This is a genomic window from Kitasatospora aureofaciens (assembly GCF_019192735.1).
In the GTDB taxonomy this organism is placed as follows: Bacteria; Actinomycetota; Actinomycetes; order Streptomycetales; family Streptomycetaceae; genus Kitasatospora; species Kitasatospora aureofaciens_A.
This window is the reverse complement of sequence record NZ_JAHTKP010000013.1, coordinates 47,319-62,618: the sequence shown is the minus strand read 5'-3', so window position 1 is coordinate 62,618 and position 15,300 is coordinate 47,319. Positions and strand designations below refer to the sequence as shown.

Annotated in this window: 14 protein-coding genes; 2 read left to right on the top strand and 12 right to left on the bottom strand. The window is 71.9% G+C overall.

What is annotated here, in order from left to right; all coding sequences use genetic code 11:
- Window positions 1–5 precede the first annotated feature (5 nt).
- The 10 genes from nuoH to KV557_RS15985 form a co-directional block, all read right to left on the bottom strand.
- Window positions 6–1,349 (bottom strand): NADH-quinone oxidoreductase subunit NuoH, encoded by a 1,344-nt coding sequence (gene nuoH / locus KV557_RS16030; protein WP_218200711.1) that lies wholly within the window; start codon window positions 1,347–1,349, stop codon window positions 6–8.
- Complete coding sequence (locus KV557_RS16025) at window positions 1,346–3,946, bottom strand: NADH-quinone oxidoreductase subunit G (protein WP_218200709.1); 2,601 nt, start codon at window positions 3,944–3,946, stop codon at window positions 1,346–1,348. Before KV557_RS16025 ends, nuoH begins: the two co-directional genes overlap by 4 nt.
- Window positions 3,943–5,304, bottom strand: a complete 1,362-nt coding sequence (gene nuoF / locus KV557_RS16020; RefSeq protein WP_218200707.1) for an NADH-quinone oxidoreductase subunit NuoF — start codon at window positions 5,302–5,304, stop codon at window positions 3,943–3,945. The genes KV557_RS16025 and nuoF overlap by 4 nt, the downstream gene beginning before the upstream one ends.
- Window positions 5,304–6,167 (bottom strand): NADH-quinone oxidoreductase subunit NuoE, encoded by an 864-nt coding sequence (gene nuoE / locus KV557_RS16015; protein ID WP_218200705.1) that lies wholly within the window; start codon window positions 6,165–6,167, stop codon window positions 5,304–5,306. The genes nuoF and nuoE overlap by 1 nt, the downstream gene beginning before the upstream one ends.
- Entirely contained in the window at window positions 6,164–7,549 is a 1,386-nt protein-coding gene (locus tag KV557_RS16010; RefSeq protein ID WP_256177477.1) for an NADH-quinone oxidoreductase subunit D, read from the bottom strand. Before KV557_RS16010 ends, nuoE begins: the two co-directional genes overlap by 4 nt.
- Window positions 7,549–8,262, bottom strand: coding sequence for an NADH-quinone oxidoreductase subunit C (locus KV557_RS16005; protein WP_218200703.1), 714 nt, complete (start codon window positions 8,260–8,262; stop codon window positions 7,549–7,551). Before KV557_RS16005 ends, KV557_RS16010 begins: the two co-directional genes overlap by 1 nt.
- Complete coding sequence (locus KV557_RS16000; protein WP_218200701.1) at window positions 8,259–8,813, bottom strand: NuoB/complex I 20 kDa subunit family protein; 555 nt, start codon at window positions 8,811–8,813, stop codon at window positions 8,259–8,261. Before KV557_RS16000 ends, KV557_RS16005 begins: the two co-directional genes overlap by 4 nt.
- Window positions 8,814–8,979: 166 nt before the next feature.
- The gene (locus KV557_RS15995; protein ID WP_030060100.1) at window positions 8,980–9,339 is read right to left on the bottom strand and encodes an NADH-quinone oxidoreductase subunit A; all 360 of its coding nucleotides are present in this window, start codon (window positions 9,337–9,339) and stop codon (window positions 8,980–8,982) included.
- Window positions 9,340–10,107: 768 nt separating this feature from the next.
- A complete protein-coding gene (locus KV557_RS15990; RefSeq protein ID WP_218200699.1) occupies window positions 10,108–10,797 on the bottom strand; it encodes a response regulator in 690 nt (229 codons plus the stop codon).
- Window positions 10,794–11,921 (bottom strand): sensor histidine kinase, encoded by a 1,128-nt coding sequence (locus KV557_RS15985; RefSeq protein WP_218200696.1) that lies wholly within the window; start codon window positions 11,919–11,921, stop codon window positions 10,794–10,796. The genes KV557_RS15990 and KV557_RS15985 overlap by 4 nt, the downstream gene beginning before the upstream one ends.
- A gap of 186 nt (window positions 11,922–12,107) precedes the next feature.
- Between KV557_RS15985 and KV557_RS15980 the strand changes: the two genes are divergently transcribed.
- Complete coding sequence (locus KV557_RS15980; protein ID WP_218200695.1) at window positions 12,108–12,647, top strand: hypothetical protein; 540 nt, start codon at window positions 12,108–12,110, stop codon at window positions 12,645–12,647.
- Between the two features lie 13 nt (window positions 12,648–12,660).
- Here the strand turns inward: KV557_RS15980 and KV557_RS15975 are convergent, their stop codons facing one another.
- Together KV557_RS15975 and KV557_RS15970 are read right to left on the bottom strand one after the other, a co-directional pair.
- Window positions 12,661–13,620, bottom strand: coding sequence for a DMT family transporter (locus KV557_RS15975; RefSeq protein ID WP_218200693.1), 960 nt, complete (start codon window positions 13,618–13,620; stop codon window positions 12,661–12,663).
- 173 nt (window positions 13,621–13,793) lie between these two features.
- Window positions 13,794–14,459, bottom strand: coding sequence for a CatB-related O-acetyltransferase (locus KV557_RS15970; RefSeq protein WP_218200691.1), 666 nt, complete (start codon window positions 14,457–14,459; stop codon window positions 13,794–13,796).
- 94 nt (window positions 14,460–14,553) lie between these two features.
- Here KV557_RS15970 and KV557_RS15965 point away from each other — a divergent pair, with 94 nt between their 5' ends.
- On the top strand, window positions 14,554–15,273 hold the full coding sequence (locus KV557_RS15965; protein WP_256177476.1) for a TetR/AcrR family transcriptional regulator: 720 nt from the start codon (window positions 14,554–14,556) through the stop codon (window positions 15,271–15,273).
- Window positions 15,274–15,300: the final 27 nt, after the last annotated feature.

The following is a 15,300-nucleotide window of genomic DNA, read 5'->3' as shown; positions in this document are numbered from 1 at the left end:
GCGGTTCAGCTCCCCTCTGAGTGGTCGGCCCCGTTGAGGGCGTCCTGGAGTTGCTTCGGGGCGCGGCTGCGCCGGCGCGGGACGGGCGGCAGCACCTGGCCCGGCAGCGGGGGCACCGGGTAGCCGCCGGCCATCGGGTCGAACTCGCCCTCCGGATGCGGCCCGTTTTCAGATGTCACAGCGGGCTCGGGCTCCTTCCGCAGGAAGTCCCGCAGCAGGGCGAGCAGCAGGATCACGCCGACCGGAGCCCCGACGTACAGCACCACCTCGCCGAAGCCGTAGCCCTCGTTGCGCAGCGCCCGGACGCTGGCGATCAGCACCAGCCACACCAGCGAGACCGGGATCAGCACCTTCCAGCCGAGCTTCATGAACTGGTCGTAGCGGAACCGGGGCAGGGTGCCGCGCAGCCAGATGAAGAAGAACAGCAGCAGCTGGATCTTCAGCATGATCCAGAGCATCGGCCACCAGCCGTGGTTGGCGCCCTCCCAGAAGGTGGACACCGGCCACGGGGCGCGCCAGCCGCCCAGGAACAGGGTGGAGGCGACGGCCGAGACGGTCACCATGTTGACGTACTCGGCCAGCATGAACATCGCGAACTTCAGCGAGGAGTACTCGGTGTTGAAGCCGCCGACCAGCTCGCCCTCGGCCTCCGGGAGGTCGAACGGCGCGCGGTTCGTCTCGCCGACCATCGAGATGATGTAGACGATGAACGACACCGGCAGCAGCGCCGCGAACCAGGTCGACTGCTGGTGCGCCACGATCTCCGAGGTGGACATCGAGCCCGAGTAGATGAACACCGCCGCGAAGGACAGGCCCATCGCGATCTCGTAGCTGATCATCTGCGCGGCCGACCGCAGGCCGCCCAGCAGCGGATACGTCGACCCGGAGGACCAGCCGGCCAGCACGATGCCGTAGATGCCGATCGAGGCCGTGGCCAGGATGTAGAGCAGCGCGACCGGGAAGTCGGTCAGCTGCATCGCGGTCCGGGTACCGAAGACCGACACCTCGTCCCCGGCCGGGCCGAACGGGATCACGGCGAAGGCCATGAAGGCCGGGACGGCGCAGACGATCGGGGCCAGGATGTAGACCACCTTGTCCGAGCCCTTGACCACCAGGTCTTCCTTGAGCGCCAGCTTCACGCCGTCCGCGAGGGACTGCAGCATGCCCCAGGGGCCGTGCCGGTTGGGCCCGATGCGCAGCTGCATCCAGGCCACCACCTTGCGCTCCCACACGATGGCGATCAGCACCGTCAGGACCAGGAAGGCGAAACAGAAGACGGCCTTCAGCAGGACCAGCCACCAGGGATCGTGGCCGAAGAACTTGAGCATCTCGTACGACTGCGGGTTCATCGGTCCTCCCCTTCGGCGGCCCGAGCGGCCCCGGCGGCCATTGCGGACCCGGTGGCCCCGGCGACTTGAGTGGCCCCTGCGGCCCCTGCGGCCCCTGTGACCCCTTCGGCCCCTCCGGCCTCGGCGGCCACGGCGGGCGTCAGCTCGGCGGCGGCGATCGTGACCAGGTGGCCGACGGTGGTACCGAGCGTGCGGTGGGCGCCGCCCGGCGTGGAGTTGAGCGGGATCCAGACCGTACGGTCCGGAAGCGAGTCGGTGACCTCCAGCGGCAGGATCAGCGAGCCGGCCGGGCCGGTCAGCCGCAGGGCGCCGCCCGGCGCCGCGCCGGTCTCCTGCGCCGTCGCCGGGGAGATCCGGGCGACCGCCCGGTGCCGGGTGCCGGCCAGATGCGGATCGCCCTGCTGGAGCGTGCCGTTGTCGAGCAGCTGGCGCCAACCCGCCAGCACCGCCTGCCCGGTGGCCGGGCGGGGCAGCAGGCCGGGGTGCGCGGCCGGGTCGGCGGCCCGGTCGCCGGTCCACGGCGCAAACCGGTCCAGCTCCAGCCGGGCGGCCCGGACGTCGGGCAGGCCCAGCTTGTGGCCCATCGCGTCCGCCAGCATGGTCAGCACCCGGACCTCCGGGTGGAGGTGACGGCCCATCTGCTGGTCCGGCTTGAGCGCCGGCTCGAACATCCGCACCCGGCCCTCCCAGTCCAGGAAGGTGCCGGCCTTCTCGGCCACCGCGGCCACCGGCAGCACCACGTCGGCGCGCGCGGTGACGGCCGAGGGCCGCAGCTCCAGCGACACCACGAACGGCACCGCCGCCAGCGCCTCGTCGGCCAGCGCCGGATCCGGCAGGTCGTCCGGGTCGACGCCGCCGACCAGCAGCGCGTCCAGATCGCCGTGGGCGGCCGCCGCGAGGATCTGGTCGGTGTCGCGGCCCAGCCGGGACGGCAGCTCGGCGACGCCCCACGCGGCGGCGGCCTCGGCCCGCGCCGCCGGGGCGGCCACCGGACGGCCGCCGGGCAGCAGCCCGGGCAGCACGCCCGCCTCCACCGCGCCCCGCTCACCGGCCCGGCGCGGCACCCAGGCCAGCAGGGCGCCGGTGGCGTGCGCGAGGCGCAGCACCGCGGTCAGCGCGCCCGGGATCGCGGCCAGCCGCTCGCCCGCCAGGATCACCGCGCCGGGGCTGCGCAGCAGTTCGGCGGCGCGCCCGGCGTCGTCGTTCAGCGGCTCGTCGGCGGTCAGGGCGGCGAACCACTCCGGCTCGGTGCCGGGGGCGGCCGGCAGCAGCGAGCCGCGCAGCTTGGCCAGGCCCCGGGAGGCGAACGCGGCCACCGAGTACACCTTGAGTCCACGACTACGGTTGGCCTTGCGCAGCCGCAGGAAGACGATCGGCGATTCCTCCTCGGGCTCGAAACCCGCCAGCAGGACGGCCGGCGCCTGTTCCAGGAGCTCGTAGGTGGGGCCCTCGCCGTCCACGTCCACACCGCGCCCGGCGACGGCGGCGGCCAGGAAGTCCGCCTCCTCGCCGCTGTGCGGGCGCGCCCGGAAGTCGACGTCGTTGGTGCCGAGCACCACGCGCGCGAACTTCGCGTACGCGTAGGCGTCCTCGACGGTGACCCGGCCGCCGGTCAGCACCCCGGTACGGGCGCCGCGCAGGCCCTCGGCGGCCCGGGCCAGCGCCTCCGGCCAGGAGGCGGGCACGAGTTCGCCGTCCTCGCGGACCAGCGGGGTGGTGATCCGGTCCCGCTGCTGGGCGTAGCGGAACGCGAACCGGCCCTTGTCGCAGTTCCACTCCTCGTTGACCGCCGGATCCTCGCCGGCCAGCCGGCGCAACACCTTGCCGCGCCGGTGGTCCGTGCGCTGGGCGCAGCCGGACGAGCAGTGCTCGCAGACGCTCGGCGAGGAGACCAGGTCGAACGGGCGGGAGCGGAAACGATAAGCCGCCGAGGTCAGTGCGCCGACCGGGCAGATCTGGATGGTGTTGCCGGAGAAGTACGACTCGAAGTCGTCGCCCTGCCCGGTACCGACCTGCTGGAGCGCGCCGCGCTCGACCAGGTCGATGAACGGGTCCCCGGCGATCTGCTGCGAGAAACGGGTGCAGCGCGCACACAGCACGCAGCGCTCCCGGTCCAGCAGCACCTGGCTGCTGATCGCGACCGGCTTCTCGTAGGTGCGCTTCATCCCCTCGAACCGGGAGTCGACGTCACCCGTGGACATCGCCTGGTTCTGCAACGGACACTCGCCGCCCTTGTCGCAGACCGGACAGTCCAGCGGGTGGTTGATCAGCAGCAGCTCCATCACGCCGCGCTGCGCCTTCTCGGCCACCGGCGAGCTGAGCTGGGTGCGGACCACCATGCCCTCGGCGACCGGGATGGTGCAGGACGCGACGGGCTTGCGCTGGCCCTCGATCTCGACGATGCACTGCCGGCAGGCGCCGGCCGGGTCGAGCAGCGGGTGGTCGCAGAAGCGCGGGATCTGGGTGCCGATCGTCTCGGCGGCCCGGATCACCAACGTCCCCTTGGGGACCTGCACTTCGACGCCGTCGATGGTGAGCGTGACCAGCTCGACCGCGGCCTTGTCGCCCGTGGAGGTGGATGGCTCTGTGATCGTCACGCGTGCACCTCCCTTTCGGTGGCGGACTGGTGGCCGGGGCGGGGCCCGTCGGCCCAGACGGTGGAGGCGGCCGGGTCGAACGGGCAGCGGCGCTCGGCCAGGTGCTGCTCGTACTCGGCCCGGAAGTGCTGGAGCGAGGAGACGATCGGGCTGGCCGCGCCGTCGCCGAGGGCGCAGAAGGACTTGCCGTTGATGTTGTCGGCGATGTCGAGGAGCTTCTCCAGGTCCCCGTCGACGCCCTCGCCGGCCTCGATCCGCTTGAGCAACTGGACCAGCCAGTACGTGCCCTCGCGGCACGGGGTGCACTTGCCGCAGGACTCGTGGGCGTAGAACTCGGTCCAGCGGGTGACGGCCCGCACCACGCAGGTCGTCTCGTCGAAGACCTGCAGGGCCTTGGTGCCCAGCATCGAGCCGGCCGCGCCGACGCCCTCGTAGTCGAGCGGGACGTCCAGGTGCTCGTCGGTGAACATCGGGGTGGACGAGCCGCCCGGGGTCCAGAACTTCAACCGGTGCCCGGCCCGGACGCCGCCGCTCAGGTCCAGCAGCTGGCGCAGCGTGATGCCCAGCGGGGCCTCGTACTGGCCGGGGTTGGTGACGTGGCCGGAGAGCGAGTAGAGCGTGAAGCCCGGGGACTTCTCGGTGCCCAGGCCCTTGAACCACTCCTTGCCCCGGGCCAGGATCGGCGGCACCGAGGCGATCGACTCGACGTTGTTGACCACCGTCGGGCAGGCGTACAGGCCCGCGATGGCCGGGAACGGGGGCCGCAGCCGGGGCTGGCCGCGGCGGCCTTCCAAGGAGTCCAGCAGCGCCGTCTCCTCGCCGCAGATGTAGGCGCCGGCGCCGGCGTGCACGGTGATGTCGAGGTCGATGCCCGAGCCGAGGATGTTCCGGCCGAGCAGCCCCGCCTCGTACGCCTCGGCCACGGCCGCGTGCAGGCGGCGCAGCACCGGGACGACCTCGCCGCGCAGGTAGATGAACGCGTGGTCGCAGCGGATCGCGTACGAGGCGATGATCATGCCCTCGATCAGCACGTGCGGGTTGGCGAACAGCAGCGGGATGTCCTTGCAGGTGCCCGGCTCGGACTCGTCCGCGTTGACCACCAGGTAGTGCGGCTTGCCGTCGTTCTGCGGGATGAACTGCCACTTCATGCCGGTCGGGAAGCCGGCGCCGCCGCGGCCGCGCAGACCGGCGTCCTTGACCAGGGCGATCACGTCGTCCGGGGGCATGGCGAGGGCCGCCTTCAGGCCCTCGTAGCCGTGGTGGCGGCGGTAGGTGGCGAGCGTCCAGGGGCGGCTGTCGTCCCAGGAGGCGGACAGGACGGGGGTGAGCAGCTTCTCGGCCGGCTCGGCGGAGGTCATCACGCTTCGGTCCCTTCCTGGCCGGGCCGCTCGGCGGCTCCTTCGTGGCGGGGCTCGGCGGTTCCCTCGTGGCGGGCCTCGGCGGCTCCTTCGTGGCGGGGCTCGGCGGTTCCCTCGTGGCGGGGCTCGGCGGCTCCCTCGTGGCGGGGGGAGACCACCTTGGTGCCGCCGGTGCCGGGCAGGGTCTCACCCCGGGCCAGGCGCAGGCCCGCCAGCGAAGGCGCGCCGCCGGCCCCGGACTCGTCGTTGGCGCCCGGGCGCTCGTCGGGGAAGCCGGCCAGGATTCGGGCGGTCTCCTTGAACTCGCACAGCCGGGCGCCACGGGTCGGGCACACCTCGCGGCCCGCGCGCAGGTCGTCGACCAACCGCTTGGCGCTCTCCGGGGTCTGGTCGTCGAAGAACTCCCAGTTGACCATCACCACGGGCGCGTAGTCGCAGGCCGCGTTGCACTCGATGTGCTCGATCGAGATCTCGCCGTCCGCGGTGGTCTCGTTGTTGCGGATGCCCAGGTGCTCCTGGAGCTCCTCGAAGATCTGGTCGCCGCCGAGCACCGCGCACAGGGTGTTGGTGCACACCCCGACGTGGTACTTCCCGGCCGGGCGCCGCCGGTACATGGTGTAGAAGGTGGCGACCGCGGTGACCTCGGCGGTGGTGAGGTCCAGCTGCTCGGCGCAGAACCGGATGCCGGTCGGGCTGACGAAGCCCTCCTCGGCCTGCACCAGGTGCAGCAGCGGCAGCAGCGCCGAACGGGCCACCGGGTAGCGGCCGATCAGCTCCTCGGCGTCGGCCGCCAGCCGGGCGTGCACCTCCTCGGGATACGGCTTCGCCGGCAGCGCCGGCAGTCCGAGTTCGACATTGGTCACCGGTCCACGCCTCCCATCACCGGGTCGATCCCGGCCACCGCGACGATCACGTCGGCGACCTGGCCGCCCTCGCACATCGCCGCCATCGTCTGCAGATTGGTGAACGACGGATCCCGGAAGTGGACCCGGTACGGGCGCGTCCCGCCGTCGCTGACCACGTGCACGCCCAGCTCGCCCTTGGGCGACTCGACCGCCGAGTACGCCTGGCCGACCGGGACCCGGAAGCCCTCGGTGACCAGCTTGAAGTGGTGGATCAGGGCCTCCATCGAGGTGCCCATGATCTTGCGGATGTGGTCGAGCGAGTTGCCCATCCCGTCGGGGCCGACGGCGAGTTGGGCGGGCCAGGCGATCTTCTTGTCGGCCACCATCACCGGGCCGGGGCGCAGCCGGTCGAGGCACTGCTCGACGATCCGCAGCGACTGCCGCATCTCCTCCAGGCGGATCAGGAAGCGGCCGTAGGAGTCGGCGCTGTCCGCGATCGCGACCTCGAAGTCGTAGGTCTCGTAGCCGCAGTACGGGTCGGTCTTGCGCAGGTCGTGCGGCAGGCCTGTGGCCCGCAGGATCGGGCCGGTCGCGCCGAGGGCCAGGCAGCCCGGCAGGTCGAGGAAGCCGACATCGACCAGGCGGGCCTTGAACACCGGGTTGCCGGTGGCGAGTTTGTCGTACTCGTGCATCCGGGAGCGCAGCACCTTGACGGCCTCGCGGATCTGGTCGACGGCGCCGGGCGGCAGGTCCTGGGCGAGGCCGCCGGGGCGGACGTACGCGTGGTTCATCCGCAGGCCGGTGACCAGCTCGAAGACGTCCAGGATCAGCTCGCGGTCGCGGAAGCCGTAGATCATCAGGGTGGTGGAACCGATCTCCATGCCGCCGGTGGCCAGGCAGACCAGGTGCGAGGCGATCCGGTTGAGCTCCATCATCATCACGCGGATGACATCGGCCCGGGCCGGGATGTCGCCGGTGATGCCGAGCAGCTTCTCGACCGCCAGGCAGTAGGCGGTCTCGTTGAACAGCGGGGTCAGGTAGTCCATCCGGGTCACGAAGGTGGTGCCCTGGACCCAGTTGCGGAACTCCATGTTCTTCTCGATGCCGGTGTGGAGGTAGCCGATGCCGCAGCGGGCCTCCTTCACCGTCTCGCCGTCGATCTCCAGGATCAGCCGCAGCACGCCGTGCGTGGACGGGTGCTGGGGGCCCATGTTGACGATGATGCGCTCGTCGTCGGCCCGGCCGACCGCCTCGACCACCTCGCCCCAGTCGCCGCCGGTCACGGTGAAGACCCGGCCCTCGGTGGTCTCCCGGGGCTGCGCCTCTTCCGTCCGGGGCGCTTCGTCCGTCCGGGGCGCCGAGCCCGCCCGGGGCGCTTCTTCGTGGTGCTGAGTGCTCATCAGCTGTACGACCTCCGCTGGTCGGGTGCCGGGATCTGGGCGCCCTTGTACTCGACGGGGATGCCGCCGAGCGGGTAGTCCTTGCGCTGCGGGTGGCCCAGCCAGTCGTCCGGCATCATGATCCGGGTGAGCGCCGGGTGGCCGTCGAAGACCAGGCCGAAGAAGTCGTAGGCCTCGCGCTCGTGCCAGTCGTTGGTCGGATAGACGCTCACCACGGACGGGATGTGCGGGTCGGCGTCCGGCGCGGTGACCTCCAGCCGGATCAGCCGGCCGTGGGTGATCGAGCGCAGGTGGTAGACCGCGTGCAGCTCGCGGCCCTTGTCACCGGGGTAGTGCACGCCGCTCACACCGAGGCACAGCTCGAAGCGGAGCGCCGGGTCGTCGCGCAGGGTGCGGACCGTCCTGAGGAGATGGGCGCGGTCGATGTGGAAGGTCAGCTCGCCGCGGTCCACGACCGTCTTCTCGATCACCTCGGCCGGGTCCAGACCCTGCTCCTCCAGGGCGCCCTCCAGCTCGTCGGCGACCTCGTCGAACCAACCGCCGTACGGGCGTTCGCTCGGGCCGGGCAGCACGATGGGCGCGGCCAGGCCGCCGAACCCGGAGGTGTCGCCGCTGTCCTGGGCGCCGAACATGCCCTGGCGGCGGCCGACCACCTCGACCGGGATCTCGCGGACCGGCTGCTCGCGGCGGGTCTCGGGTACCTGGTCGTTCATCGCAGCTGCCCCCGCATCTCGCTGATCGGGGTGGCCTTCAGGGCGAGCGCCTCGCCGAGTTCCTCGGCCCGGCGCCGGTTCACGCCCAGCGGCTCGTGCTGGATCTTGTCGTGCAGCTTCAGGATGGCGTCCAGCAGCATCTCCGGGCGGGGCGGACAGCCGGGCAGGTAGATGTCCACCGGGACGATGTGGTCGACGCCCTGCACGATCGCGTAGTTGTTGAACATCCCGCCGGAGGAGGCGCAGACGCCCATCGAGATGACCCACTTCGGGTTGGCCATCTGGTCGTACACCTGGCGCAGCACCGGGGCCATCTTCTGGCTCACCCGGCCCGCCACGATCATCAGATCGGCCTGCCTGGGGGAGCCCCGGAAGACCTCCATGCCGAACCGGGCCAGGTCGTAGCGGCCGGCGCCGGTGGTCATCATCTCGATCGCGCAGCAGGCCAGACCGAAGGTGGCCGGGAAGAGTGACGCCTTGCGCACCCAGCCGGCGGCCGCCTCCACGGTCGTGAGCAGAAAGCCGCTCGGCAGCTTCTCCTCGATTCCCATCAGATCCCTCTCAATGCCCTCAAGTCCTGTGGTTCATCGGCCGGTTCTGGCTTGTCCGCTCGTTCGGGCTGGTCCACTTGTGCGGGCCGGTCCGCCCGTTCGGGCTTGTCCACTCGTTCACAAGGGGTCGCGCGGCGCCGGCGGCGGGTGGGCGGCCACCCCGCGCTCAGTCCCACTCCAGGCCGCCACGCCGCCACACGTACGCGTAGGCGACGAAGACGGTGGCGATGAACAGGAGCATCTCGACCAGCCCGAAGATCCCGAGAGCGTCGAAGGTCACCGCCCACGGGTAGAGGAAGACGATCTCGATGTCGAAGACGATGAAGAGCATCGCCGTCAGGTAGTACTTGATCGGGAACCGACCGCCGCCCACGGGCTGCGGGGTCGGCTCGATGCCGCACTCGTACGCCTCCAACTTGGCCCGGTTGTAGCGCTTGGGGCCGGTGAGTGAGGCCATCACGACGGAGCCGACCGCGAACGCCGCCGCGATGGCACCGAGTACGAGGATCGGCGCGTAGGCATTCATAGCCCCCGCTCCCTCCGTCCAGTCGTCCTTGACTGCAGATCGGAACCGGCGGGTCACGCTGAGGTGAACCCGCGTTCCAGTTCCCGAGATCCACCTCATGTGAGGCAGTTCACAAAGCCTGGAACGAGCGCATCCTATGCCCGTCGGCTTGTGATCTGCGACACGCAGTTCGCCGGGATCTTTGTGATCTACGACACCCTTGGAATCGTGCCGAATGCGAACACGCCCATAGTTGTCAACGCAAAGAAGTCAAATGGTCACAACCAGTCGCATTTACTTGTGAAGCGGCTGGTCAGGGCCGCGCTTCTATATCAACTATGCGTCGGAGATAGCAAATTTCAGGGCGTCATGTTGACGTGTTATAGCGGCTCACCCGGAGGGGTGGCCGGGGGGCGAACGTTCGCTTGACCCTTCGTTCACAAGCGCGCGAACTCGCATTGGGGGCCTCCCCCTCCCCCCTCCCCCCTCCCGCCGCCCGCCCCTCTCCCGCGCTGGGCCATGCCTGGCCCAGCGCGCGGCACCCCGACCCTCCGCCCGCTGCCCGCCACCCGCCGCCTGCCGCCCTCGTGCCCTGCACCCGGGAGCCGCCGCGCCCTCGCGCCCTCTCCCTCTCCTCCCTCCTCGTCGCCCCTCGCCGTCGTCCCTCGCCCGCCTGCTCGGGTTCTCGCCCGTGCGGCCTCGCGCCCTCTCGCCCCTGGGCCCCAACCCTCCTTTCCGGACCGGGCCTCCGCCCGTGTCCTGGCTCGTCCCGCCGTTCGAAGGGGCCGGTTACCGGATACCGGCTGCCTGCTCCCAGACCCAAGCCGCGATGCCCACCCGGTTACGGGCGCCGAGCTTGCGCTGGACGTTGGCGAGGTGGTTCTTCACCGTCCCCGGTGAAATGAACAGTCCCGCTCCGATCTCGGCGTTCGTCGCGCCGTCTGCCACCAGTTCGGCGATCTCCCTTTCTCTCGCGGTCAGTTCCTCGATCGGGCCGGCTATCAGCGGCGCCGTCGCCGCGGGGCCGGCATCGGCCCGACGGTCGTCCGCCGGCGCCGCCATGTGCCGCAGCAACCGGACGGTGACCTGTGGGCTGATCAACGCGTCCCCGGCCATCGCCGCCCGCACCGCCTCGATCAGCAGCACCGGCCCCGAGCGCTTCAGCAGGAACCCGGCCGCACCATGTCTCAAGGCCGTGTGCACGTACTCGTCCAGGTCGAAGGTGGTCACCACGATCACCTTGCACTCCCCGGCCAATTGCCTCGTGACCTCCAGGCCGTCGAGCTTCGGCATCCGGATGTCCGCGAGCACGACGTCCGGCCGAAGCCGCCGGGCCTCCGCCACCGCCGCGGCGCCGTCCGCCGCCTCCGCCACCACCACCATGTCCGGCTGGGCGTCCAGGATCATCCGGAACGCACTGCGGACATCCGCCTGGTCGTCCGCGACCAGGATGCGGATCGGCCCCGAACCGCTGCTCATCTGCACCTCTCCCCTGCACTCGTCCTCGCCGGCATCTCCGGCCGGTCCCACCCGTCCTGCTTCTCGTGCCCCTCCAACGGCAACCGCGCCGTCACCCGCCAGGCATCCCGCTCGTCCGCACCCGCGTCGAACGTGCCGCCCAGTGCCTCCGCCCTGGCCGCCAGGCCCGGCAGTCCACTGCCGCCGCCGCGCCGGGGACGCCCACCCGAACCCGGCGTCCGGCCGTCGTTCGTCACGGTCAACTCCAGCCACCCGCCGGTGCAGCGCGCCCGGACGTCGACCTGCCGGGCTCCCGGGGCGTGCCGCCGGACGTTGGTCAGCGCCTCGACGACGATCCGGTGGACCGTCCCCGACACCTCCCTCGGGACCGGCCGGTCCGGCAGCTCCAATCTGACCTCCGCCCCGCCCGAGGCGGCGAACCGCTCGGCCACCTCGGCGAGTTCCGCCAGCCCCGGCTGTGGGCCGCGCCCGGTCCCCTCCTCCGTGCGCAGCAGCTGAACCGTCCGGTCCAGCGACGCCAGGGCCCGCTGCCCGGCCTGCTCTATCCGTTCGAACAGGGCGACCGCCCGGGCCGGGTCGATCGCGGCCAGGTAGGCGCCGGCCTGCGCCTGGGCGACCATGCCGCTGACGTCGTGCGCGACGAAGTCGTGCAGGTCGTGGGCCAGTTCCAGGCGCTGGGCACGTCGGGCCTCGGCCACCGCCCGGCGCCGGCCCTCGTCGAGTCCGCGCAGGTAGAGCCCGATCAGGACGGCCGGCAGTGCGAAGACCGCGCCGAAGCCGAAGAGGGTGAACACGTCCCAGGGGCCGGTCACGAGTCCGAAGCGGGACGGCCAGAGCGCGACCGCGCCGCCGACGGTCCAGACCGCCACCGCGCTCCGGCGGCCGTCCTCGGTCCGCAGGGCGAGCACCACGAGCAGCAGCAGGGCGGCCAGCTCGAACAGGCCGACCAGGCCCGGCCACCGGTCCGATTCCGTCCACCGGCCGGCGATCCAGACGCCGGCCGTGACCGCCACCGACACCGCTCCGGCCGCAGCGGCCACGGCCGCCACCCCGTAGCGCGTGCGGGCCGCCCACCCGAACGGCAGGACGACCGGAACGACCACCGCAAACAGCTGACGCAGCATCACGCCTCCCTTCGACTGCCACATTACGACGCGCCAAGGGGCGGGCACCTGTGCCGATCGGCATATTTCACAGGCCCGTTGAGCTGGGAGAACAGCCCGATCAGCATCTGCCGCCGACTCCGGCGGGCCGCCAGGCTTGAGCCATCGGATCGGCCGCCGGGGCCGACCAGGAGGGAGTTCACCACCATGTCGGAGATCACGATCAACGCCCGGGCCGTGCCGACCGCTCCACGCTGGGCCGAGTTGGCGGCGAGGGCCGCCGTGTGGACCACCGTGCCCTCGGGGGTGTGGCGGATCGCGCTCGGCCTCGGCATCCCGGTCGGGTTCAGCGGGGCGATGGCCGAGGAGGCCCGTCGGTACTGCCCGGGGTGGGGCACCGTATACGTGGTGGCACTGAGCGCGCTGGCCGAGACGCTGGCCTTCCTCACCGTCGGGCTGGTCCGCCCCTGGGGCCTGGTGGTGCCTCGCTGGATGCCGCTGATCGGTGGCCGGGCGGTCCGGCCGCTCGTCGCGATCGTCCCGGCCGCACTGGGCTCGGCCCTCCTGACCACCTTCGGCCTGCTCGCCCTGTTCGGCGGCTGGGCCAGGAACATGGCCGATCCCGACTCCCCGCAGGGCTTCGCCGCGCTGGTGATGACGCTCGCCTACCTGCCCCTCGTGGCCTGGGGTCCGCTGCTCGGCGCGGTCACCGCGGACTACGCGCGCCGCACCCTGCGGCGAATATGACCGCCGCGGCCTCTCACGCCGGGGCCGGGTCCGCGGTCCGCTCAGGCTCGGCCGCCGGCTCCTCCGCCCGGCGCGGAGCGGGGGCGGTGCGGCGGCCCCATTCGGTCGCGACCAGCACCAGGGCCCCGCCCACCAGGGCGAGCAACCCCATCCGGTTGCCGGCGAGGGTGATGCCGAAGACGGCGGCCCAGAGCGGCTCGGTGCCGAGCAGCAGGCTCACCCGGGACGGCGATGTGGCCCGGACGGCCCACATCTGAACGAAGAAGGCGAACAGCGTGCAGAACAAGGAAAGATGCAGCAGCCAGGCCCACTGGGCCGGCCCGTACGAGGCCGCGACGGTCCACGGCGACGGGCCGACGGACAGCGCGACCACGCCGAACACGGCTGTCGCGGTGGCGAGTTGCACCCAGGTCAGGGCCAGCATGTCGGTGTCCCGGACGGCCCGGGCGCGGGCCATGGTGAGCACGTACGCGGACCGGACAACGGCTGCGAACAACACCAGCAGATCCCCGAGCGCGGGTGGCCGGAGCCCGCCGTCCCCGGTAAGCAGCGCGACACCGAGCACCGCCAGGCCGGCCGCGGCGAGGAAGGCGCGCGGGGGCGCCGTTCGGCAGAGAGCGCTCTCGCCGAGCGGGGTGAGCACCATCGCGAGGCTGATGATCAGTCCGGCGTTGGTGGCGGAGGTGTGCACCGCGCCGTACGTCTCCAGCAGGAAGATCCCGCTGAGCACCACTCCGAGCACGGCCCCGCCCAGCCACTCGGTGCGGCTCAGCCCTCGCAGGGCCCGCCAGGCGACCGTCCCGAGGAGTGGCAGGACCAACCCGAACCGCAGCACGAGCATCGCCACGACCGTCCCCGGCTCGGCCACCCGCTGGACGGCCAGGAAGCTCGACCCCCACACCACCGCCACGAGCAGCACCGGCAGATCACGAAGAACCGACGAGGACGAGGACTTGGGAAAGGAGGCACGCATGGGTCAGATCCCTCCGAGCGAACGGAACCGGCGGGTGCGAGTACCGTACGGCGTCGGACGGCCCCCGAAGCTGGGCGGACGGCGCAGCGATGGACGAGGCAGGGCGTGGAGCGAAGCGCCATCCTCGCGCACCGGCCCACTCGCGATCAACGGTCTGTCCAGGATCCGGCGGATCAGACAGCGAACAGACCGTGGGTCTCGGCGATCGCCTCGATGTCGGCCGGGGTCCCGGACATGATGGTGCGAACGTGCTCGGTCACGAGCTCGACGGGCCAGTCCCACCAGGCCGCGCGCAGCAGTCGCTCGATGTCGGCGTCGTCGAAGCGGCGCCGGATCGGGCGGGCGGGGTTGCCGCCGACAACGGTGTAGGGCTCGACGTCGGCGGTGACCACGGCGCCGGCCGCGATGATGGCCCCGTCGCCGATGCGCACCCCCGGCAGGACGGTGGCGCCGTAGCCGAACCAGACGTCGTTGCCGACCACGGTGTCGCCCCTGGTGGGGAGGCCGGTGACGATGTCGAGGGTCTGTTCGGTCCAGCTGCCGCCGAACATCGTGAACGGGAAGGTGGAGACGCCGATGGTCGGGTGGGCGGCACCGGCCATCAGGAACCGGGTGCCGGTGGCGAGCGCGCAGTACTTGCCGATCACCAGCCGCTCGGGCCCGTAGGCGTAGAGGACGTTGCGCTCCTCGAAGAGGGTGGCACCGTCCGGGTCGTCGAAGTAGGTGTACTCGCCGACCTGGATCCGCGGGTCCGTGACGAGGGGGCGCAGCAGGACCACCCGGTCGTGGCCGGCCAGCGGGTGGAGGGCGGTCGGGTCGGGGATGGCGGTGGCGGTCACGGGGGCTCCTCTCGTAATGCGACTGGAGTCGCATTACGATGAGCATGGCACAGGCCCACCACCACGGCAAGCCTTAACGCGACTGGAGTCGACTTTGACCGAGCGTCCGGACACTCACCCCCCGCACACCCCGACCCCCCGCCCCGGCGGGCGGAGCGCCCGGGTCCGGGCGGACGTGGTCGCCGCCACGCTCGCCGAGGTCACCGAGAAGGGGTACGACGGCCTCACCGTCGACGCGGTCGCGGCCCGCTCCGGCGTCCACAAGGCGACCCTCTACCGGCGCTGGGGCGGGGTGGACGGTCTGGTCGCGGACGCCCTGACGGCCTCCGCCGACCGGCTCTGGCCGCTGCCCGACACCGGGGACCTCGGCGAGGACCTCCGCCGGATCACCCATGAGGTGTTCACCGTCTTCACCGACCCCGACCTGGGCCGGACCCCCACCGCACTGATCACCGCCGCTCAGCGCTCCGACACCGGCGCGGCCGCCCTGCACGCGTTCTTCGCGGCCCGCCACCGCCAGGCCGCAGAGGTGGCCGAACGGGCCGTCACCCGCGGCGAGTTGCCCGCGGGAACGGACGGTGCCGAGGTGATCCGGGCCGCCACCGCCCCGCTCTACTACCGCCTGTTCGTCACCGGCGAGCCGCTGGACGCCCGCGCAGCCGAGTGCGCCGCCGACGCCGCCGCCCTGGCCGCCCGCGCCGGGCTGTTCACATCCACCACCGCCCCAGAGGCCTCCACCCCGGAAGCCACCACCCCAGAAGCCTCCGTCGCCGAAGGCTCCACACCGAAACCCAGCACCCCGGAGGCCTCCTGACTCGCACTCACACAGAGGTTCACCGCC